At 53.0% G+C, this 21,554-nt stretch carries 22 protein-coding genes and 1 other annotated feature; all 22 genes read right to left on the bottom strand.

All coding sequences use genetic code 11. The annotated features are described in order from the left end of the window. Positions 1-120: 120 nt before the first annotated feature. On the bottom strand, positions 121-1,575 hold the full coding sequence (locus tag EDF78_RS03355) for a protein adenylyltransferase SelO (protein ID WP_133822566.1): 1,455 nt from the start codon (positions 1,573-1,575) through the stop codon (positions 121-123). Between the two features lie 142 nt (positions 1,576-1,717). Further along, positions 1,718-2,446 carry an EAL domain-containing protein gene (locus tag EDF78_RS03360; RefSeq protein ID WP_119827410.1) on the bottom strand — a complete coding sequence of 243 codons (729 nt, stop codon included), beginning with the start codon at positions 2,444-2,446 and terminating at the stop codon, positions 1,718-1,720. Positions 2,447-2,956: 510 nt separating this feature from the next. Beyond that, positions 2,957-3,970, bottom strand: coding sequence for a lipoate--protein ligase (locus EDF78_RS03365; RefSeq protein ID WP_095921447.1), 1,014 nt, complete (start codon positions 3,968-3,970; stop codon positions 2,957-2,959). A gap of 96 nt (positions 3,971-4,066) precedes the next feature. Next, positions 4,067-4,546, bottom strand: a complete 480-nt coding sequence (locus EDF78_RS03370) for an NlpC/P60 family protein (protein ID WP_082465713.1) — start codon at positions 4,544-4,546, stop codon at positions 4,067-4,069. A gap of 155 nt (positions 4,547-4,701) precedes the next feature. Continuing rightward, on the bottom strand, positions 4,702-5,091 hold the full coding sequence (arnF, locus tag EDF78_RS03375; RefSeq protein WP_133822567.1) for a 4-amino-4-deoxy-L-arabinose-phosphoundecaprenol flippase subunit ArnF: 390 nt from the start codon (positions 5,089-5,091) through the stop codon (positions 4,702-4,704). Further along, positions 5,088-5,420: a 4-amino-4-deoxy-L-arabinose-phosphoundecaprenol flippase subunit ArnE gene (gene arnE / locus EDF78_RS03380; RefSeq protein WP_095921444.1), complete on the bottom strand. Its 333-nt coding sequence runs from the start codon at positions 5,418-5,420 to the stop codon at positions 5,088-5,090. Before arnE ends, arnF begins: the two co-directional genes overlap by 4 nt. After that, a complete protein-coding gene (arnT, locus tag EDF78_RS03385) occupies positions 5,417-7,087 on the bottom strand; it encodes a lipid IV(A) 4-amino-4-deoxy-L-arabinosyltransferase (RefSeq protein WP_133822568.1) in 1,671 nt (556 codons plus the stop codon). Before arnT ends, arnE begins: the two co-directional genes overlap by 4 nt. Beyond that, complete coding sequence (gene arnD, locus EDF78_RS03390; protein WP_095925099.1) at positions 7,087-7,986, bottom strand: 4-deoxy-4-formamido-L-arabinose-phosphoundecaprenol deformylase; 900 nt, start codon at positions 7,984-7,986, stop codon at positions 7,087-7,089. Before arnD ends, arnT begins: the two co-directional genes overlap by 1 nt. A gap of 13 nt (positions 7,987-7,999) precedes the next feature. Beyond that, positions 8,000-9,982, bottom strand: coding sequence for a bifunctional UDP-4-amino-4-deoxy-L-arabinose formyltransferase/UDP-glucuronic acid oxidase ArnA (gene arnA, locus EDF78_RS03395; protein WP_133822569.1), 1,983 nt, complete (start codon positions 9,980-9,982; stop codon positions 8,000-8,002). Beyond that, a complete protein-coding gene (arnC, locus tag EDF78_RS03400) occupies positions 9,982-10,962 on the bottom strand; it encodes an undecaprenyl-phosphate 4-deoxy-4-formamido-L-arabinose transferase (RefSeq protein ID WP_119826292.1) in 981 nt (326 codons plus the stop codon). Before arnC ends, arnA begins: the two co-directional genes overlap by 1 nt. After that, complete coding sequence (arnB, locus tag EDF78_RS03405) at positions 10,962-12,104, bottom strand: UDP-4-amino-4-deoxy-L-arabinose aminotransferase (protein WP_095921440.1); 1,143 nt, start codon at positions 12,102-12,104, stop codon at positions 10,962-10,964. The genes arnC and arnB overlap by 1 nt, the downstream gene beginning before the upstream one ends. A gap of 341 nt (positions 12,105-12,445) precedes the next feature. After that, positions 12,446-13,213, bottom strand: a complete 768-nt coding sequence (gene btuD / locus EDF78_RS03410) for a vitamin B12 ABC transporter ATP-binding protein BtuD (protein WP_133822773.1) — start codon at positions 13,211-13,213, stop codon at positions 12,446-12,448. Positions 13,214-13,232: 19 nt separating this feature from the next. After that, positions 13,233-13,784, bottom strand: coding sequence for a glutathione peroxidase (locus EDF78_RS03415; protein ID WP_095921438.1), 552 nt, complete (start codon positions 13,782-13,784; stop codon positions 13,233-13,235). Between the two features lie 74 nt (positions 13,785-13,858). Next, positions 13,859-14,866 carry a vitamin B12 ABC transporter permease BtuC gene (gene btuC / locus EDF78_RS03420; RefSeq protein WP_133822570.1) on the bottom strand — a complete coding sequence of 336 codons (1,008 nt, stop codon included), beginning with the start codon at positions 14,864-14,866 and terminating at the stop codon, positions 13,859-13,861. Positions 14,867-15,017: 151 nt separating this feature from the next. Further along, on the bottom strand, positions 15,018-15,464 hold the full coding sequence (locus EDF78_RS03425; RefSeq protein WP_131693475.1) for a DUF2502 domain-containing protein: 447 nt from the start codon (positions 15,462-15,464) through the stop codon (positions 15,018-15,020). Positions 15,465-16,273: 809 nt separating this feature from the next. Beyond that, a complete protein-coding gene (ihfA, locus tag EDF78_RS03430; RefSeq protein WP_004089944.1) occupies positions 16,274-16,570 on the bottom strand; it encodes an integration host factor subunit alpha in 297 nt (98 codons plus the stop codon). Between the two features lie 4 nt (positions 16,571-16,574). After that, a complete protein-coding gene (gene pheT, locus EDF78_RS03435; RefSeq protein ID WP_133822571.1) occupies positions 16,575-18,962 on the bottom strand; it encodes a phenylalanine--tRNA ligase subunit beta in 2,388 nt (795 codons plus the stop codon). A gap of 14 nt (positions 18,963-18,976) precedes the next feature. Then, positions 18,977-19,960 carry a phenylalanine--tRNA ligase subunit alpha gene (pheS, locus tag EDF78_RS03440; RefSeq protein WP_095921434.1) on the bottom strand — a complete coding sequence of 328 codons (984 nt, stop codon included), beginning with the start codon at positions 19,958-19,960 and terminating at the stop codon, positions 18,977-18,979. A gap of 99 nt (positions 19,961-20,059) precedes the next feature. Continuing rightward, positions 20,060-20,184 (bottom strand) — a sequence feature (Phe leader region). Beyond that, on the bottom strand, positions 20,135-20,179 hold the full coding sequence (gene pheM / locus EDF78_RS25540; RefSeq protein WP_106120997.1) for a pheST operon leader peptide PheM: 45 nt from the start codon (positions 20,177-20,179) through the stop codon (positions 20,135-20,137). It overlaps the preceding feature by 45 nt. A gap of 128 nt (positions 20,185-20,312) precedes the next feature. Beyond that, positions 20,313-20,669, bottom strand: a complete 357-nt coding sequence (rplT, locus tag EDF78_RS03450) for a 50S ribosomal protein L20 (RefSeq protein ID WP_056773451.1) — start codon at positions 20,667-20,669, stop codon at positions 20,313-20,315. Positions 20,670-20,709: 40 nt separating this feature from the next. After that, entirely contained in the window at positions 20,710-20,907 is a 198-nt protein-coding gene (rpmI, locus tag EDF78_RS03455; protein ID WP_013576135.1) for a 50S ribosomal protein L35, read from the bottom strand. Positions 20,908-21,002: 95 nt separating this feature from the next. After that, the gene (gene infC / locus EDF78_RS03460) at positions 21,003-21,554 is read right to left on the bottom strand and encodes a translation initiation factor IF-3 (RefSeq protein ID WP_013576136.1); all 552 of its coding nucleotides are present in this window, start codon (positions 21,552-21,554) and stop codon (positions 21,003-21,005) included.

Raw genomic sequence — 21,554 nt, forward strand, 5'->3', positions numbered from 1 at the left:
AGCAATACGCATAAAAAAATCCGGAAACGAAGAACGTTTCCGGATTTTTACACAGCCATAGGATCGTTCAAGTGATCCTTAACTGATCGGCATTACACAGCAGATGTGGCATTTTTTATGTCAGCTTGAGCAGGATATTTCGAGATGTTTTCCCCAGTCCGGCGGCAGCGCCGCCATCTCGTCATATTGCTGCGCATCGCTGTATGGATCACGCAGCGCCTGATGCAGTTGCGTCAGCACGCTGATGTCATCTTCTTCTGCCCTTTCAATGGCTTTCTGCGCCAGATAATTACGCAAAATCACCCGCGGATTGCTCTGTTTCATCGCATCCTGCCGCGTGGCGTCATCCACCTCTTCCGTTTGCAGGCGCTGGCGATACGCCTGATACCAGCTGTCGAAAGCCGCACGGTCAATGAATTCATCACGCAACGGGGAGGAAGCCTGTTGCTGTTCTGTCTGGCTGAGCAATCTGAAGGTTTGGGTGAAATCCCGGCCTTCCTTCGCCATCAGACTGAGCAGGCCGGTCAGCAGGTCATTATCCTGTTTGTTCTCGCTAAAGAATCCCAGCTTGCCGCGCATCAGCGTGCCATAGGCTTTCATCAGTGCCGGTTCATAGGCACCCAGCGCGCTTTGCAACTGTTCCGCAGACATCAGGCCAGAAAGCGTTTGTGCCAGACGATGCAGGTTCCAGTACGCCACGGCGGGCTGATTATCGTAGCTGTAGCGACCCTGATGATCAGAATGATTACAGATGTAACCCGGCTGATAATCATCGAGGAATCCGTAAGGGCCGTAATCAATGGTCAGCCCGAGAATCGACATGTTATCGGTGTTCATCACACCATGAGCAAACCCGACACTCTGCCATTGCGCAATCAGCCTGGCGGTTCGTTCAACGACATCCGTAAACCATTGCTGATAACGCGAAGCCTCTGCCGCTTCACTTTCCAGTAACTGCGGCCAGTGATGCGCAATGACATAATCGGCCAGCTGCTTCACCTGATCCGGCTGTTTACGGTAATAAAAATGTTCAAAATGGCCGAAACGGACGTGACTTTCCGCCACACGGATCAGCATCGCGCCGCGCTCCGGTTGCTCGCGGAAGACCGGCTGGTCGCTGGTGGCGATCGTCAGTGCGCGGGTGGTCGGTATCGACAGGTGATGCAAAGCTTCGGAAGCCAGAAATTCACGCACCACCGAGCGTAAAACAGCACGCCCGTCGCCCATCCGCGAATAGGGAGTCAGCCCCGCACCTTTCAGATGCCAGTCCAGACGCTTTCCGGAAGGCAAAACCTGCTCACCCAGTAAAATGCCGCGCCCGTCACCGAGTTGTCCGGCCCATTGCCCGAACTGATGCCCGCTGTAAACCTGCGCCAGAGGCAGCATGCCGGGGAATAATGTTTCACCGCACCAGTATCCACGGTGCGCGGTATCGAAAAGCGCGTCTTCCAGTCCCAGTTCCCGCGCCAGCGGTTCACTGTGATAAAGCAGCCGGGCGCCTTTGAGTGGCGTCGGTTGCAGCGCCGTGTAAAAACCCGGCAACTGGTCAGCATAATGATGTTCAAATTGCGGCATAAATCCCCCTTTTTAATAGTGTAGGACTGCAATGCCGCGATTAACACGGACTAACCGCAGGGAGATTAGCGAATGCAGAGGCAAAAAATCCCGGTGCAGCAGACGCTGACCGGGATGTCGTTCTGTATGCGGGTGATGGCAATTAATGAAATTGGGCAGGCCGTACCAGCAGGCGGTCCAGTTCGGCAGGCTCTACGCCCGGCCACAGCAGACCTTTTAAGCCCTGAACCTCGGTTCTGCGCAGCGCCTCAAAATAGTCCTGATTATCCAGTCCGTCGACCACCACGTTGCGGCAAAACCGGTTAACGTTTCGGATCAGAGACGGCATTACGATAGTAAAATTTTCACCTTCGCAAAGCTGCCAGAACAGGTTTTTATCCAGCTTCACCCACTGGAACAGATGATCAAAAATCGGTGCCATGGTGATATTGCCTGAACCAAAATTGTCCAGCCATAAAGGGAAATGCTGCTTCAGGGCGATAAGTTGTGGGTTATTTCTGCCTTCAGCAAGACGTGGAAAAGATTCACTCAGATTAAGATGAATGAAGGTATGAGCCTTAAGAGCATTGCGAAGCCCGTCATCTTCCAGCAACAACGCCACCTGTTTTTCCTCAACGGCGATATTCAATATGACCTGATTATCGTTAAACCATTGAGCATGCTCATCCGCCCAACACTGTTGCTCAGTGAGAAAGCGCAGTAATTGCTGGCGGGTCAACAAGTTGAGCACCAGTTCCGTGGGCATGACTAACTTACTGTCTGTGCTGGAGAAGCGGCAAATGAGTTCAACCGCCAGTAATTTCCCCCCGACCGAGTAGATCGGCTGGCACAGGTAGCTGCTGTTAAAGGCCGTATCGAATTGTATTTTCATTTTTGTCCAAAACGTCAACGGCACTGCGTATTGATTAATAACTTTTTTGACTATCAATCAGATCATCATGATGCCGGAGCCCCGAGGCATAACCGAAACGTTAGAGAAATTGATATCAAGAAAGAGCTTGTCCGGTTGTAAATGTGCTGCACAGACCACGCGAACGGCTGCGAAATCAAATGTTTTTAATTGTGCGTTTCCCCTTAACACCTTCTTTTTGAGGGTTATGTCAGCAGATACAGGGGTTTCAGACTAATCTTATCGTCAGCCATGAAAACGCGCAACTTGCACGGTGAACGCTGTCAGACTTATTTCAACAAGAATTCCGCTCAGAATTTGTGCTAACGCACAATAAAGCATGTCACTGAATATTTTAGCTAATGGTTATAGTGGCTTATGAAATATTGCGCAAGCCACACTGCGTACAATGTGGCTTTTTCGGACTAATGGGTTATTTTTCTAACACGATAATAAATCGAAGTTTATTTGCGTTATGTCTGCACGGGACCACTACTGCACACAACGCACCAGCCAGTTTTGCAGTTCGGCGAGTTCTGCCCGCATCGACGGGTACTGCGCCATGACGTTCTGGCAGGTCAGAGCCACATCCTGCGCATGGTAGCGCGTTCCCGCCAGCGCATCGGCCAGGGCCAGCAACGGTGCCGGATTCAGGCTGTCAGTGAAAATCTGTGCGCGGCTGATATTGCCTTTCTCCACATCAAAGTGAATATCCACACCGCCCCAGACAAACCGCTCATTCAGCAGATGACTGAAAGCCGGTGCCTTACCGAAATTCCATTCCCAGCTACTTTGTTTGGCAAACCGCTCAGGGAATCCGGGAATGTCCGGGTAAACATCCGGTGAGATGATTTCTGGTTCAACGCGCGCACCGTACCAGTCAAAGAAAGCCGAGGTGACGGCTTCGCAAATTTGCTCGTGGTTGATCTCCGGGACAAATTCGCTGAGATTGGCCACCCGTGAGCGCACCGAGGTAATGCCTTTCGCCTGTAATTTTTTCACATCGGGATTGAGATAATTTGCCAGACGGCTGAGATCGGCATTGAGCAGCAGCGTGCCATGATGAAATCCCCGGTCAGCCGTTTCACGGTACGCCGAGCCGGAGATTTTCCGCTCACCTTCCGCAGTCTGTACCACCAGATCGTTGCGGCCTGAGGCGCTGGCCTGAATACCGAGCGAGTTTAATGCGTTCAGGATAATGCCGGTGGAGACGCTTTTATCGTATTCCGGCTTGCCTGCCATAAATGTAAAGCAGGTATTGCCCAGATCGTGGAAAACCGCCCCGCCGCCGCTGCTGCGGCGCGCCAGCCGGATGCCGTCTTCTTCCATCCGGCGGGTGTTGCATTCTTTCCACGGGTTTTGCGCCTGCCCGATCACCACCGTTTCAGCATTACGCCAGAGGAATAACACCCGCTGCGTGGTCATCTCGCGAAAGATGCAGTCTTCCACCGCCAGATTGAACCAGGGATCATAAGAGTCGGAAAGTAATAGTCTGAGAGGTTTCATCGCATATTCATCCTGAAAGAGTCTGTCCGGATAATAACAGCAAAAATCAGGATGAAATACGCAGTGAAATCAGGGGGAATGCGATTTAACGCCGCGTCAGATGCGGCGCGCCTGCCAGTACACTTTGCGCCAGTAAACGTTGTCCAGTGAGGACCGCGTTACGCCCTGGCTGGTGGAGGCATGAATAAACTGATCGGCGGTGTCATAGATGCCTACGTGCAGGCCATTTTCGCCACTGCCGGTTTTGAAGAACACTAAGTCTCCGGGCAACAGTTCATCGCGGGACACTTTGGTGCCGATTTTAGTCTGGTCAGCCGTGGTTCTGGGCAGCACGACGCCAAAACGGTCGCGGTAAGTGCGGAAGACAAAGCCTGAACAGTCGACGCCGCTCGGCTGCAATCCACCGTAGCGATAAGGCGCACCGTGCCACTGGCTGAGCTGATCGTTAAGCTCGGCAACCACGGTAATCGAATCGGCAAACCGGCCACTTGGCGGCGGGGCGTGGCTGCTGCAACCGTTAAGAATTAACGCGGCAACAGCCAGCAGGGAATACATGGATACGGACGACCAGCGCATAGTGCATTCCTTCTCGAATAGCGTCACGGCATGACCAGAACGCGAAGGGTTGCGCGGGCCGGATAAGTCGCCGTTATCTAAGAACTAATAGAATTTAGCGCTATTTTATCCGTCATCCAATATTTAATGATGTTTTTTATCATCTCAAAAACGATTCAGTGTGATTTTTTTACCGGTTTACTGTGGATCAGCCAGACGCCGGACAGGATAAGCAGACCGCCCAGGGTTTTGGTTAAGCTGATGCTTTCATTGAACCACGGCAGTGTGACGGCAGCGATGTACACCAGCGCATAGCTCAGGCTGAGCAGCGTATACGCGCGGTTAAGCGGTAAATAGCGTAAGGCAAAGAACCAGCATCCCATCGATAAGACATAACCACACAGCCCGAGAAACACGGCGATCAGAGGGGTTAAGTGATTAAGAATAAAAGAAACATGCCACAGCGACAGTGCATCTGACGGGATCTGCACCATGCCCCATTTCATCAGTAACTGGGCTGCGGTGACCAGTAACACACTGCCCGCGCCCCACAGATAGCCCTTCATAAGCTGACACTCATCAGCGCAATCCCCGACATAATCAGTGCGACGCCACACCAGTGCCGTCCGTCAACCACTTCATGGAAAAACCAGCGGGCGCACAACGTAATCAGGACAAAGTTAAGGCTGAGCATCGGATAGGCCAGACTCAGGGGCAGCAACTGCAAGACCCGCAGCCATAACAGCATACCGATGCCCAGCAGCAGCACCGCCAGCCCGAGCCAGCGTAAAATGGCTGCCATGCCGTGCCCCGCCACCTGCGCGGCCTGCTTCTGACAAAGCTGACCGGCACAGGTGATGACGCTGACGGCGAGAACCAGAAGAAATCCGGTCATGGCAGTTTTTTGTAGAACAGCAGAGCCATACGATCCATTTTTACTGTCGCATCTGCCGGAGGCAGTTTTCCGATGGAGACGGCATTTTTATCGAGTTTCATGATCACGGAGATATTCCCCTGCTGTCGTGCCTTTTGTAACCATGCCGGGAATCCGGCGGCATCGACGAAATTAGCCTGTGCATCAGGATAACTCAGACCGTATTGCAGCTCGCCCCTTTCGTCAAACATCATGATATCACTGCGTTTGAGCATCCACGCCAGCCCGGTCGCCACCCCGACATTGTCAGCGAGGATATAGCGGCTGTCGTGCAGCAATCCGATGTTATTGTCTAAAAACACCTGCGGCTGTTTGGAATCCATCACTTTCTGCGGAATGGCCTGCCCGATCAGCAGCGCCAGCACCACCGGACAGGCCGCCGCCCAATACCAGCGTTTTTTCTGATCGGTCAGCGACATCGCACCGGCCAGCGCCCAGACGGCAAAACACAGGATGCCAATCAGCGCCCGTGGCAGCTCCGGGCGGCCAAACACCGGCTTAACGTGAACCGGTAAAATACCGGATATCACCAGAACCGCCACCGCCATCAGCACACCAAACACAATATTGATGATGCCGTTAGCTTTCAGCGCCCGCAGTTTGCCGGACTGACGGATCTGTTCCAGATGGTCAGCCATCAGCAGAGCCAGCGGCGCAAAGCACGGCAGGATATAGGTCGGCAATTTGCCTTTGGCGATACTGAAGAAAATCAGCGGCATCACCGCCCAGCTCAACAGGAAGAACAGTTCCGGACGCATCACCCGTTTGGTCCAGCCAGCACGCAGCGCGCCGGGTAACAACCCCACCCAGGGTAACGCACCGAGGATCAGTACCGGCAGGTAATACCAGAACGGCGCTTTATGCTGGGCATCGGCTTCAGCAAAACGCTGAATATGTTCGACCCAGAAGAAGTAATTCCAGTAATCCGGCTCGCGGCGGGCGATCGCCAGCACCCACGGCAGGCTGAGGATCACGGCGCTGAGCACCGCCAGCGGCCCCCAGCCAAACAGGGTTTTGAAACGCTTTTCACGCCAGATAATGGGCAGGACAGCGATCACCGGCAATGCCAGCGCCAGAAAACCTTTGGTCATAAAGCCCATACCACAGGCCAGCCCCAGTGCGATCCAGCTCGCGGCTTTTTGTGGTGTCCGCGAGACCCGCAGACAGAAATAGCTGGCGACCATCGCAACGGTCATCCATAGCGTAATCATCGGATCCAGCACACTGTAAGTACCGATGCTGAACACCAGCGTGCAGGAGAGATAAATCAGCACTGCAGTGCATGCGGTCTGACGATTACGCCACATCAGATGCGCCAGCCAGAACACCAGCAGTGCGCTAAGCGCGGTGCTGAAGACCGAGCCAAAACGCACGGCAAAGTTACTGTCACCAAAAATCATCTGGCTGAAGTTGTTAAACCAGTAACCGGCGACCGGTTTTTCGAAATAACGTAACCCGAGCAGATGCGGCACAACCCAGTCGCCGCGCTGAAGCATTTCGCGGCTGATCTCGGCATAACGGGTTTCATCGGGCTGCCATAACAGGCGGGTATTCAGAGGGACAAGATAAACCAGCGCAAAGAACACCAGAATCAGGGTGCTCCATACGCCTTTAATCGTTTTTGACATCAGGAAAAACCTTCTTGCTGACAGCCCAGCCAACCTTCCCGGCCCGGGAAACTGGCGCGAACCACTTTGCCTGTTGGCAACGTACTGAGATCTTGCGGCAGCAACTCGCCCAGCGTACAAAACCGGATCCCCTGCGCCTGCGCGCGGGTGAGTAAGTCGTCAAATTGTGTTGCCAGCGACATGCCTTCCACTTCGGCATGGATGGTATACACCGGCACGCCGTGATCGTTCTCTATTGCATCGAGAATAAAATCGTTGAAGTTATCTGCCGTGATCTCCCCGCCCGCCACTTCATCATACGTGGGCAATGTCACGGGAATTTGCACCGTGCCCGGCGTGCCGTTTTCCAGCACCGGCAGGAACGGGTGCGTACCACGACAATCACTGTTGTAGTAGAAATGGAAACGCTCTTTCACTTCCACCACCCGCTCGTCGGCGCGCCAGCCCGCGACGGCTGAACATTCGACATCGTGCCCGAGGCTTTTTTCCAGCGCCTCCAGCCCCAGCCGGATCTGTTCTTCCAGTTGTTTATCGGACCACTTCCCAACTTTCGCCTGCCAGCCCTGATGATCCCACGCATGCAGCCCGACTTCATGACCGCGTTTGGTGGTTTCTTTCATCAGATAACCGAGATCTTTGGCGATAAGCTTGCCCGGCCACGCCGTACCGGCCAGCAGGATATCCCAGCCATAGAGGGACGCGGCATTAGAGCGCAGCATTTTCCACAGAAAGCGCGGTTTAAGCAGGCGCCACAAATGGCGCCCCATGTTATCCGGCCCTACGCTGAAGAAGAAACTGGCGGTAATGTTATGTTTTGCAAGGGTGTGCAGAAGCTGAGGGACACCCTCCCGGGTGCCGCTCCAGGTATCCACATCAATACGCAGACCCACGTTCTTCATGACCGGCACCGTTTCAGGCTTTGTCAGCATCAGGATTGACAGAGCGCAGGAAGAAATCCAGCGTTTCGGCGACGGTTTTCTCCATGCCGATTTCAGGTTTCCAGTCCAGCAACCGGCGGGCATTTTTGATGCTCGGCGTACGGTGTTCTACATCCTGATAACCTTTACCGTAGTACGTGCTGCTTTCCACCAGATTGAAACCGGCAAACGGCGGGAACTGCGCGCGCAGCGGGTGCGCCTCGAAGCTGCTCAGCAGCATTTCGGCCAGTTCACGGATGCTCGCTTCATTGGTCGGGTTACCGATGTTGATGATCTGGCCGTCACACAGGTTGTCGCGGTTTTCAATAATGCGGAACAGCGCTTCGATACCGTCGTTGATATCGGTGAAACAACGCTTCTGTTCGCCACCATCCACCAGCTTGATCGGTGAACCTTCGACCAGATTCAGGATCAGCTGGGTGATCGCGCGGGAACTGCCGATACGCGCCGCATCCAGGTTATCCAGACGGGGTCCCATCCAGTTGAACGGACGGAACAGGGTAAATTTCAGCCCTTCTTTCGCGCCGTATGCCCAGATCACCCGGTCCAGCAGTTGCTTGGATACGGAGTAAATCCAGCGCTGTTTGTTGATCGGGCCGACGATAAGACGGGAATGATCTTCGTCGAATTCCTTGTCATCACACATGCCGTAAACTTCAGACGTTGACGGGAAGATGATGCGTTTTTTGTATTTCACGCAATCGCGGACGATTTTCAGGTTTTCTTCGAAATCCAGTTCGAACACACGCAGCGGATTTCGGGTGTATTCGATTGGCGTGGCGATGGCTACCAGCGGCAGCACGACGTCACATTTTTTAATGTGGTATTCGATCCACTCGGAATGGATGCTGATATCGCCTTCAACAAAGTGGAAGTGCGGATTATCCATAAAGCGGCTGACGGCGTCAGAGCTGATGTCCAGACCGTAAATTTCATAACGATCTTCGCGCAGCAGGCGTTCACTCAGGTGGTTACCGATAAACCCGTTAACACCGAGGATCAGTACGCGGGTACGGCGTTTCATCACCGCAGTAGGCAATGTCGCCACCCGCATATCCGGCATGATGCCCAGTTCCAGCGCCAGACGGGAACCCTGCACGTACAGGCCGTTTTCACTCTGCCCGGCCAGAATTTCCAGTGCGCCTTCGCCACAGGCGATAGTCAGCGGATCGGAAGAAAGCACGGTCCCCGGTTGTTTGTCATGCTGAGTTGCCAGCGGACGCGCGCGCCAGACCGTCAGTTTGCGCTGACCGAGGAAAGAGAACGCGCCCGGATAAGGTTCGGTGACGGCGCGGATCAGGTTGTTAATGTCAGTGGCCGGTTTGTGCCAGTGAATTTCACCGTCGGCGGCCGTGCGACGGCCAAAGTAAGTGGCCTGTGTTTCATCTTGTGGCATCAGCGTGAACGCACCCGCTTTCATCTCCGGCAGCACATCAGTCAGTAACGCTTTTGCCGCGTCACGCACTTTGGCATGCAATGTCAGGGCCGTGTCATCTGGCGCAATGGTCACTTTACGCTGGCCGACGATATCGCCCGCATCAGGGCGTTTCACCATTTTATGCAGCGTCACACCGGTCTCGGTTTCCCCCCTGAGCAGAGCCCAGTTCACCGGTGCGCGGCCACGGTAGCGTGGCAGTAATGAACCATGCAAATTAAACCCGCCCTGCGGGGCAAGAGATAAAATCTCTTCGCTCAGCATGTTGCGGTAATAGAACGAGAAAATAACATCAGGCTGTAAAGCGCGGATGCGATCGATCCACAGCGGATGATTCACATCTTCCGGCGCATAAACCGGCAGATTTAATTCAGCCCCCTGACGGGCAACAGAAGAAAAGAACTGGTTTTCATTCGGGGCATCCGTGTGAGTAAACACCGCCTGCACGTCGTAACCGGCATCAACAAGAGCCTGTAAACCAACGCAACCGATATCATGGTAGGCAAATACAATCGCTTTCATCACTCTTTTTCCTGACTGTTTTCTTCGGAACGAACGCCGACGACTTTTTGAACGAAATAACGGGGACGTGCGCGCACATCGTTATAGATCCGCCCGATGTATTCACCGAGTAATCCCATGCCGACAAACTGCGCACCAATAAACATAAATAACACCGCAAACAGCGTGAACACGCCTTCCGCCGCCCATTCCGGGCCATTGATAAGGCGCATTAAAATCAGGAACACGGCCAGCAGGAAACCGAAGAGCGCAATCACGCTGCCCACCACACTGAGCATTCTGAGCGGCGTGGTCGTCAGACAGGTGATCAGGTCATACATCAGGTTAATCAGTTTCATCAGACTGTATTTGGAATCGCCAAATTCACGTTCGGAATGCTGAACCGGGATTTCCACCGTCTTACGCGCAAAGGTGTTGGCGAGGATCGGGATAAAAGTGCTTCGCTCATGGCAATGCAGCATGGCTTCAATAATGTGGCGGCGGTATGCACGCAACATGCAGCCGTAATCTCCCATCGATTTTCCGGTGGCACGCTGGATCATCATGTTGATCATTTTGGATGCGGTTTTACGGAACCAGGAATCACGGCGGTTGGCGCGCACCGTGCCCACCACGTCATAACCTTCATCGGCTTTTGCCACCAGACGCGGAATTTCTTCCGGCGGGTTTTGCAAATCAGCATCAAGCGTAATGACCAGATCGCCCGTCACATGGCTGAAACCGGCCATGATGGCGGAATGCTGTCCGTAGTTACGGTTAAGCAGCACGGCGATAATGTGACTGTCTGGTTGTTCTGCCGCAGCGGAAAGCATGTCGCCTGAGCTGTCCGCACTGCCGTCATCCACCAGGATGATTTCGTATTGCTGGGTTAATTCTTTACATGCGGCCTGAGTGCGCGAGAGAAGCGCAGGCAGGCTTTCTTCTTCGTTGTAGACCGGGATGACCACCGAGACTTTACGAATGGGTTCATAATGCGCCACTACTGCGCCTCCAGAAGGGAAAAGAGAGCCGCGACAACACGGTCCACATCGCTGTCCTGCATATCAGGGAACAAAGGCAAACTGCACAGACGTGCCGAGTTCCATTCGCTGGCTGGCAGATTCAGATGCGGATAACGTTCGCGGTAATATTTTTGGGTGTGAGCTGCGCGGAAATGCAATCCGGTTCCGATCCCCTGCTCTTTCAGGCGTTCCATCAGGTCATCACGGCTGATGCCGCAACGTTGTTCGTCGACACGGATCATGAATAAGTGCCACGCATGAAGATGCGGATAAGCCGGCACATGCATCGGCAGATAAGGCGAACCCTGTAATTTATCCAGATAGCGTTGCGCCAGTTCTGCACGGCGGGCATTCATTTGTGCCAGACGTTTCAGTTGCACAACGGCGATGGCGGCATGGATATCCGACAGGTTGTATTTAAACCCCGGCGCGACCACTTCCGCCTGCGGCTTACGCCCCAGCACCTGGCGATCAAACGCATCAACGGCCAGACCGTGGAATTTCAGGGCGCGGACTTTAGCGGCCAGCGCATCGTCGTCGGTGGCGATCAGACCGCCTTCGGCACACGTCATGTTTTTGATGGCGTGGAAGGAGAAAATCGCGGTGCCCTGCGCGCCAATCCAGCGGTCACGGTATTTTGTGCCCGCCGCGTGCGCGGCATCTTCAATGACCGGGATACCATGCTGGTTGGCCACGGCATAGATCGGGTCAAGATCCAGCGGCGCACCGGCGTAATGGACAGGAATAATGGCTTTGGTTTTTGGGGTGATCGCCGCAGCGATGGCGTCGGCGCTGACCATCAGGGTGTCCGGATCAACATCGATCATGACCGGTTCTGCACCGAGCAAAACAATCATATTCAGGGTCGAAACCCAGGTCTGGGAAGGAGTAATGACTTCATCGCCGGGACCGATGCCCAGCGCCATTAATGTCACGTGCATCCCGCCGGTCGCGGAACTGACAGCAATGGCATGTTTACAACCGAAAGCGGCAGAAAAATCCTGTTCAAGCTGATGTGTTTGCGGCCCGGTGGTTATCCAGCCAGAACGTAAAACCTGCCCAACAGCCGCAATCTCTTCTTCGCCCATGGAAGGACGAGAGAAAGGCAAAAAGTTTTCCATTACGCTATCCCGAAAAGGTAATTAACTCATACCGACTGTAGACCGCATTTATTTAACCGTAAGTAAACGCCGCCCTGAATTTATGACTCTTAGGATGTCGGTTTAAGCTTAATTTAACCTTAAGGATTTGCCAGTATTGCGAAGTTAAATAGAAAGTAAATCAAGGGGAAATAAATAAAAGGAGAGATTAAAAAGCCGTAAAAACAGAGAGATAAATTATCCCCCTGATTATTTCAAAAATGAACTTTATTTAAAAAGTGAAAACACTGTTCTTTTTTCGAACAACGTAAAGTCCCTGAGGGTAAGAAGACGCAATATTTATATAATGACAGCGCTACACATTAAACGCTGACCGGTGTTTCTGTCGCCATTATCCACTGCCGCCCAGCCATCTGGTGTATCTGAAATGCTACGTTATAGACGCCGGAAAGTATCTCCGCCTGCATCACCGCAGTACATTCCCCCGCCGCAATGACCGATCCGGAAGACATTAACCACACCTGATGCGCGTAATGCAGGGTGTGATTGAGATCGTGATCGCTTATCACCACCGAACGTCCGCTTGCACAGAATTCCGTCAGCAACTGATCCAGCGCCTGCTGCTGCGCCACATCCAGGCTGTTCATCGGCTCATCCAGAAACAATATCTGGCTGTCAGGATTCACCTGCGGCCAGACCTGCAACAATACCGCCGCCAGCCTGACACGTTGCCATTCTCCTCCTGACAGATGGGTGACCGGCCGCGCCAGTTTGTCACTTAGCTGCAATGCACTGCATAACCGCGCGATGGTCTTTTCCAGTGCGGCGGGATCGGCTTGTTGTGGCTGGTGAAGAGAAAGATACTGGAATACCGGCATCAGCGATGCCGGTGTCAGTTGCTGGCATAACCAGGCGCGAAGACGGGCCAGCCGCGGACCGGAAATCTCCGCCAGCGGCTGCCCGTCGAGCAACACTTCACCGCCACCGCCGGACATACCCGCCAGCCTCGCCAGCAAGGTGCTTTTTCCGGCACCGTTCGGCCCGATGATATGGATCCGTTTGCCCGGCGCAATCTGTGTGGTGAAGGCCCGCAGACGGCCTTCAACGGTGATATCGCGACATTCCAGCATCTGTGTTCTCACGCGTAAATCATTTCGCCAGAGCGGCTTTGATGGTTTCCATCAGGATCGGATCTTCCGGTGCCATATCCGGCGCAAAACGCTGAACCACGGTGCCGTCACGACCAATCAGGAATTTTTCAAAGTTCCACAAGATGTCATCCGGTTTCAATGGCTGGCGACCTTTGCTGGCAAGACGCTCATAGAAGGCGCTGTCTTCCGGTTTTACCGCTGTCGGACAGGCGGCAATCAGTGCCGAGTACAGCGGATGACGCTGTTCACCATTGACGTTAATTTTACTGAACATCGGGAATTTCACGCCAAAATTGGCGGTGCAGAAGGTTTTGATTTCCTCTTCCGTACCCGGCTCCTGCCCGGCAAATTCATTGCACGGGAAGCCCAGCACTTCGAAGCCACGGTCATGCCACGCCTGATAAATATTTTCCAGACCTTCGTATTGCTTGGTCAGGCCACATTGCGAAGCCACGTTGACCACCAGCAATACCGAACCTTTGTAAGCGCCCAGCGTGGTCGTTTCGCCATCGATCGTTTTCAGGGAGATATCAAAAATGTCATTGCTCATCGTGTTTATCCTGACAGGTGTAGGTTAGGTAAAGGGGGTTTCAGGGAACAGCATAGACGACACGCTGCAAAGGATCAGCGGATTTGTCCGGTTCTGATTAATAACCAGATGAATACCGGTGCGCCGAGCGTGGCCGTGACCACGCCAATCGGCAACTCAGCGGCATATAAGCCAATGCGCGCCAGCACATCCGCCAGCAACAGCACCGACGCCCCGCCCAGTGCGCTGGCAGGCAGTAAGCGGCGCTGATCGGTAATACCGCACAGCCTGAGAATATGGGGGATCACCAGACCGATAAAGCCAATCACCCCCGCCAGCGCGACACTCAGCCCGACCATCCAGCCGACAGCCAGCACCAGAATATAGCGCCAGGCGTTCAGCGATATCCCCAACTGGCGCGCCTGTTGTGTCCCCAGCGAGAGCAAATTCAGCGTGTTGCCCTGCCACACCAGCCACATCAACACCGGCAGCAGCATTAATCCCAGCCAGATCTGGCTCCAGTCGACCCCGCCAAATCCTCCCATCATCCAGTACATCAGCTGGCGTAAATCGAGATTGCTGCTGAAATAAATGGCCCAGGTCATTAATGCACTGCACACAATGCCAATCGCCACCCCGACCAGCAGCATCCGCGCATTCGTCAGCAGGCGTTTTCGGGCGATATACAACAGGAAGAATGTCACAACCAGCGCACCGGCCACGGCGGCCAGACTGATGATCCAGACGGGTAACATACCCTGCCCGAGCATCACGCAACCTACCAGCGCAACACCGGCACCGTTCGCCACACCGAGCAGCCCCGGCTCTGCCAGCGGATTTTCAAATAATGACTGCATCACGGTTCCGGCGACCGCCAGACTCGCGCCGACCAGGATCACGGCGATGGCACGGGGGAAACGCAATTGCCAGACAAAAAGACGCGCCTCGCTGCTCAGCCAGTGATCCGGCCAAAGCCAGCGTTCGCCCGCACAGAGGCTGAGCACGCCGGTCAGCAAAAGCAGCAGACTCAGCCCGTATAACCAGCGACGGTCACGACATTTCTGTTGATGTTCAAGGGCAGAAAAAGTCTGCGGGATAGGCATGACGTGCAGTTTCCTGAGGCGGACGGGAATTGACTATCCTACCGATATTAGGCAGTTAGCTCTAGCGCTGAACCGGATTATGGGCAAATGAGAAATAAAAAAGCCGGTGACTGAGCACCGGCTTCGGACTGACTGCCCCTGACAGGGAAGATCAGTGGCCCTGATGACCATTTGGCGGGATCGGTTGTCCGTTACCCTGATGATCGTTATGACCGCCCTGCTGATCCTTGCCGCCGCCCTGATGACCGTTGTTATCATGATGGTCATTGCCGTTCGGACGCCCCTGATTATGAGGCTGCTGCGGAGGACGCGGCGTGTTGTGCCCCGGATTACCGTGGCTGCGCTGCGGCGGTTTGGCATCCCAGCGGTTACCATGCCAGTACATGCCATGCTCATTACGTTCACCATAATGATGGCCCTGATGATCATGCCACCACTGCGGCGGACGCCAGTCATAACCATCCCAGTAGTAACCGCGCTGATCCTGATCCCCGAGGTGAAGTGATACGCCAGGTACATTGAGGTCAATAGAAACATTTGCCTGCGCGATCACAGGCAACGCCAGTGCACAACAAAGCAATAAGAGAGATTTTTTCACGATAGTCACGCCTTCTTTATTTTTTATGACGTGTTTTTTATATCAGGCGGTAAGAGGAGAGAATATAAGACAGGAGCGGATTTTCAGTTAACTTGCCGAGACCTTACAATAACAATACAAACATATCCTGATTGAAATACATCAACAGGATGAAGATTATTATCTATTCAATTCTTATTACGACGCTAACAAATCTTAACGCAAGCCTGACAACAACCTGGCTGCATTCTATTTATACTCGCCCTGTTTATTCAAACAAAGGATGTACTTTATGCGTCGTATTTTAGCTCTGTTTAGCGTGGCTCTGGTCGTCGTCAGCCTCAGCGGCTGTTTATTCCCTCCGTTCTGGGGCCCTGGTGGTGGCGGCGGTCACGGCGGTGGTGGCCACGGTGGTGGTGGTCCGGGCGGACCTCGTATGTTCTATAACCATTAATCACATTCTAAAAAGTATACTCTTCGGGTTCCCGGTTATTTCTGCGGAACCCTTGCTTCAGTAATTAATGTGCGCGCATTATTCACTGAACAATATGAGTCATTAACTTCAGGGGCTTCGGCCCCTTTTTTATTATCAGGCTTGTGAAGAAAGAATAAAGCACACTGCTCTTCCTGCCTTGAAATTTAATCTATCAGACTAATCCTGAACCGCCCACCCTCTTAACACTATCTTTTCACTTCCTGTGCTGATTACTTAAATCCGTAAAATGACAGGCCGGAAAGTTGTGAAGGTGCTCACAAAATAACCGGGGGAATGCGGCGTAAATCGCAGGCGAAAAAAAAGGCCGCTCTCGCGGCCTTTTTGATGTTTTCACTTATTCTTTCGGCGTGGCATTCTCTACACGACTTTTCAATTTCTGTCCCGGACGGAAAGTCACCACACGACGCGCCGTGATCGGAATATCTTCGCCGGTTTTCGGGTTACGTCCCGGACGTTGGTTTTTGTCACGCAGATCAAAGTTGCCAAAGCCAGACAGTTTAACTTGCTCACCATTTTCCAAAGCACGACGAACTTCTTCGAAAAATATTTCAACAAGGTCTTTGGCATCCCGTTTGCTCAGCCCGAGCTTCTCAAACAGGTGTTCTGACATTTCAGCTTTAGTAAGCGCCATAGGTTCAATCCCTCAAGGATGCTTGGAATCGCTGTTTTAGAGCCTCTACACATTTTGCAACGGTAGCGGCGATCTCCTCTTCTTCCAGTGTACGGCCGGTATCCTGCAACACCAGACTGATAGCCAGGCTCTTGTAACCCTCAGCTACGCCCTTGCCACGGTACACATCAAACAAGTTTACGCCAACTACCTGATTTGCGCCAACTTTCTTGCACTCTGCCAAAATATCGTCTGCGGGCACGTTTTCGGCGACTACAACAGCGATGTCACGACGGTTCGCCGGGAAGCGAGAAATCTCTTTCGCATCAGGCAGTACGCGGTCTGCAACCTTATTCCATAACAGTTCGAAGACCACAGTACGACCATTAAGATCGAGTTTAGGTTCCAGCTCAGGGTGGACTACACCAATGAAACCAATACGTTCGCCGCGTAAATAAATCGCTGCGCTCTGCCCAGGGTGCAACGCAGGATTCGCTTCCACCTTGAACTGTACATCGTTCATTTTGCCGGTAAGCTCAAGAATAGCCTCAAGATCACCTTTCAAATCGTAGTAGTCAACTGCCTGACGCGCCAGATCCCAATGCTCTTCATTTTTCGTGCCGGAGATCACACCAGACAGCATGACGTCCTGACGGATACCCAAATCGGCTTGTGTATCAGGGACAAAGCGCAGGCCGCTTTCAAATAAACGCACGCGACTTTGCTGACGATTCTGGTTATTTACCACCGCAGTCAGCAGACCTGACCACAGGGAAAGACGCATGGCGGACATTTCTACCGAGATCGGGCTAGGCAGAATCAGCGCTTCTTCGCCAGGATGCAGCAGAGCCTGCACTTTTGGATCGACAAAACTGTAGGTAATCGCTTCCTGGAAACCGCGGTCAACCAACAGATTTTTCACACGTTTCAGCGACAGATTCGCTTCGCGGTGTTTAGTCATCACCAGACTGGCTTTCACCGGCACATCAGGAATGTTGTTGTAGCCGTAAACGCGGGCCACTTCTTCCACCAAATCTTCTTCGATTTGCATATCGAAACGCCAGCTCGGTGCCACAGCCACCCAGTGATCGCCGTGATGCTGAACCTGGCAGCCCAGACGGGTCAGAATGTCCGTGACCTGTGCATCTTCAACGTGATGCCCGATCAGGCGATCCAGCTTTTCACGACGCAGCGTGATGGTCGCCGCTTTCGGCAGATGCTCTTCAGAAGATGCATCAATCACCGGACCGGCTTCACCACCACAAATGCTCAGCAACAGCGCGGTAGCGCGCTCGATAGCCTTGTATTGCAGTTGCGGGTCAACACCACGCTCATAGCGATGTGAGGCGTCGGTGTGCAGCCCCTGACGGCGTGCGCGGCCAGTAATGGACAGTGGCGCGAAGAACGCAGACTCCAGCAGAACATCCTGCGTTTCATCGTTCACACCGGAATGTTCGCCGCCAAAGATACCGGCCATCGCCAGTGCTTTTTCATGGTCAGCGATAACCAGCGTATCTTCGTTCAGTTTCGCCTGCGTGCCGTCAAGCAGGGTCAGCGGTTCGCCCTGCTGTGCCATACGCACAACGATGCCACCCTGGATGCGGTTCAGGTCGAACGCATGCATTGGCTGACCGAGTTCGAGCAGCACGTAGTTGGTGATATCCACCACCGCATCAATAGAGCGGGTGCCACAACGACGCAGCTTTTCACGCATCCACAGTGGTGTAGGCGCCTTAACGTTGATGCCTTTGACAACACGGCCCAGATAACGCGGACACGCCTGAGGCGCCTGCACATCAATGGAGATTGTGGCATCAACGGTGGCTTTCACCGGATTGATTTCCGGCTCGACCAGCGGCAACTGATTAATCACCGCAACATCACGTGCCACGCCGAGGATCCCCAGACAATCAGCACGGTTTGGCGTCACACTGATTTCAATGGTGGTGTCATCCAGTTTCAGGAATTCGCGGATATCCGTACCGACGGGTGCATCCAGCGGTAATTCGATAATACCGTCGTGATCTTCTGAAATACCCAGCTCAGAGAAGGAGCACAGCATGCCTTCTGAAGGCTCGCCACGCAGCTTAGCGGCTTTGATTTTGAAATCACCCGGCAAGACAGCACCCACAGTGGCAACCGCCACTTTCAGGCCCTGACGGCAGTTTGGTGCGCCACACACGATGTCCAGCAGGCGATCGCCGCCCACATTCACTTTGGTGACACGCAGTTTGTCTGCGTTCGGGTGCTGACCACATTCGACAACTTCACCGACAACGACGCCGGTAAATGCGCCGGCAACCGGATCCACGCCATCAACTTCAAGGCCGGCCATGGTGATTTGGTCTGATAATGCTTCGCTGCTGATGGCTGGGTTTACCCATTCACGCAACCAGAGTTCACTGAATTTCATGTGATATTCCCGCCTTACTTAAACTGTTTGAGGAAACGCAGATCATTTTCGAAGAATGCACGCAGGTCTGTCACGCCATAGCGCAACATGGTCAGGCGCTCCATCCCCATGCCGAAGGCAAAACCGGAATAAACTTCCGGGTCAATGCCGACGTTGCGCAGTACATTGGGATGCACCATGCCGCAACCCAGCACTTCCAGCCATTTACCATTTTTACCCATCACATCCACTTCAGCGGAAGGTTCAGTGAACGGGAAATAGGAAGGACGGAAACGGATCTGCAAATCAGCTTCAAAGAAGTTGTTCAGGAAATCGTGCAGTGTGCCTTTCAGGTTGGAGAAGCTGATGTCTTTATCAACGATCAGACCTTCCATCTGATGGAACATCGGGGTGTGCGTCTGGTCGTAGTCGTTACGATAAACGCGACCCGGCGCAATGATACGGATCGGCGGCTGCTGATCTTTCATTGTACGGATCTGAACGCCGGAAGTTTGTGTACGCAGCAAACGCCTGGCGTCAAACCAGAAAGTATCGTGGTCGGCTCGTGCCGGATGGTGACCCGGAATGTTCAGCGCATCAAAGTTGTGATAGTCATCTTCGATTTCAGGGCCGGTTTCCACGGTAAAGCCTAATTCACCGAAGAAAGTTTCAATGCGATCGATAGTACGGGTCACCGGGTGCAGGCCACCGTTTTCGATGCGACGACCAGGCAGGGAAACGTCGATGGTTTCCTCCGCCAGACGGGCGTTCAGCTCGGCGGACTCCAGCGTATTTTTACGCGCGTTCAGGGCTTCCTGAACCTGCGCTTTCGCTTCATTGATGACCGCGCCCGCAGCCGGGCGTTCTTCCGCAGGTAATTCACGGAGGGTTGTCATCTGGAGTGTCAGGTGGCCTTTCTTACCCAGATATTCGACACGCACGTTATCCAGCGCGGCGATATCCTGAGCACTCTCTACGGCTGCCTTGGCATTGGCAACCAGCTCTGCGAGATGTGGCATTGCTTTCCTCTTCTTCTGGCCAATATGGCCCGATGTAAAATAACCGTGATTAATCAGGGGCGCGATTTTGACCCTGAACCTTAGTGTATAAAGCACAGATACAAAAAAGCCTCCACGAGGGAGGCTTAGGCGCTACTTTTCGTTTCTTCTCTTACGCGCGAAAGCCTTCCTGAGTCAGGCGCTAAAGTAAAAAAAGAAACGGAAAATAGCAGCATTCATGCTTGCGTTACCTTATCGGTTGGAAATCTTGTGCTGACGTTCAAACGAAACTACCGGTGGTATTAAACAACGAAACAGAATGTTTTTAAACACAAAATATAAAAGAGGGAGCAAGCTCCCTCTTTCACCTGACTTACGCCAGTGCTGCTTTCGCTTTCTCAACCAGAGCGGCAAATACCACTTTGTCGAAGACTGCGATGTCAGCCAAGATCTTACGGTCAATTTCAATAGAAGCTTTTTTCAAGCCGTTAATGAATTTGCTGTAAGACATGTCGTTCTGACGAGCTGCTGCGTTGATACGCGCGATCCACAGCTGACGGAACTGACGTTTCTTTTGACGACGGTCACGGTAAGCGTATTGACCAGCTTTGATAACAGCCTGGAATGCAACACGATATACGCGAGAACGGGCACCGTAGTAACCTTTCGCCTGTTTTAAGATTTTCTTGTGACGTGCACGTGCAATCACACCACGTTTTACGCGAGCCATATGCTCTCCTGAGTTTTATATTCTAAATGAAAAAGTGTATTTATGCGTACGGCAGACATGCAGAGACCAGACCCAAATCGTTCTTGGATACCAGGCCTTTTGGACGCAAGTGACGTTTACGCTTAGTAGCTTTTTTGGTCAGAATATGACGCAGGTTTGCGTGCTTACGCTTAAAACCACCGTTGGCGGTTTTTTTGAAGCGTTTAGCGGCGCCGCGTACTGTTTTGATCTTTGGCATTTTAAATTCCACTTCGCATTGTTATTAACATGAATCAGAAAGGCGAATCCAGCATACGCGGTGCGAACACCGCGTAGCAGGATTACTTGGAAGCCTTACTGTTTCTTCTTAGGTGCGAGCACCATGATCATCTGACGACCTTCGATCTTCGTAGGGAAGGATTCGACAACGGCCAGTTCAGAATCTTCACACAGGTCTTTACGGACGCGGTTAAGCACTTCCATACCGATCTGTTGGTGCGCCATTTCACGCCCACGGAAACGCAGGGTGATTTTGGCTTTATCGCCATCTTCCAGAAAGCGAATCAGGTTGCGTAGTTTGACCTGATAGTCGCCATCATCGGTACCAGGTCGGAATTTGATTTCCTTAACCTGAATAACTTTTTGTTTCTTCTTCTGCTCTTTGGTCGACTTGCTCTTCTCGTAGAGGAATTTGCCGTAATCCATGATTCGACAAACTGGCGGCTCGGCATTCGGACTGATTTCTACTAAATCGACGCCCGCTTCCTCAGCTTTTTCAAGAGCTTCATTCAGACTGACAATACCAATCTGCTCGCCATCGACGCCTGTGAGGCGAACTTCTTGCGCGCGAATCTCTTTGTTAATGCGATTAGGACGCGCCGGTTGAACTCGTTTTCCGCCTTTAAT

The organism is Rahnella sp. BIGb0236, from assembly GCF_004364755.1.
Taxonomy (GTDB): Bacteria; Pseudomonadota; Gammaproteobacteria; order Enterobacterales; family Enterobacteriaceae; genus Rahnella; species Rahnella victoriana.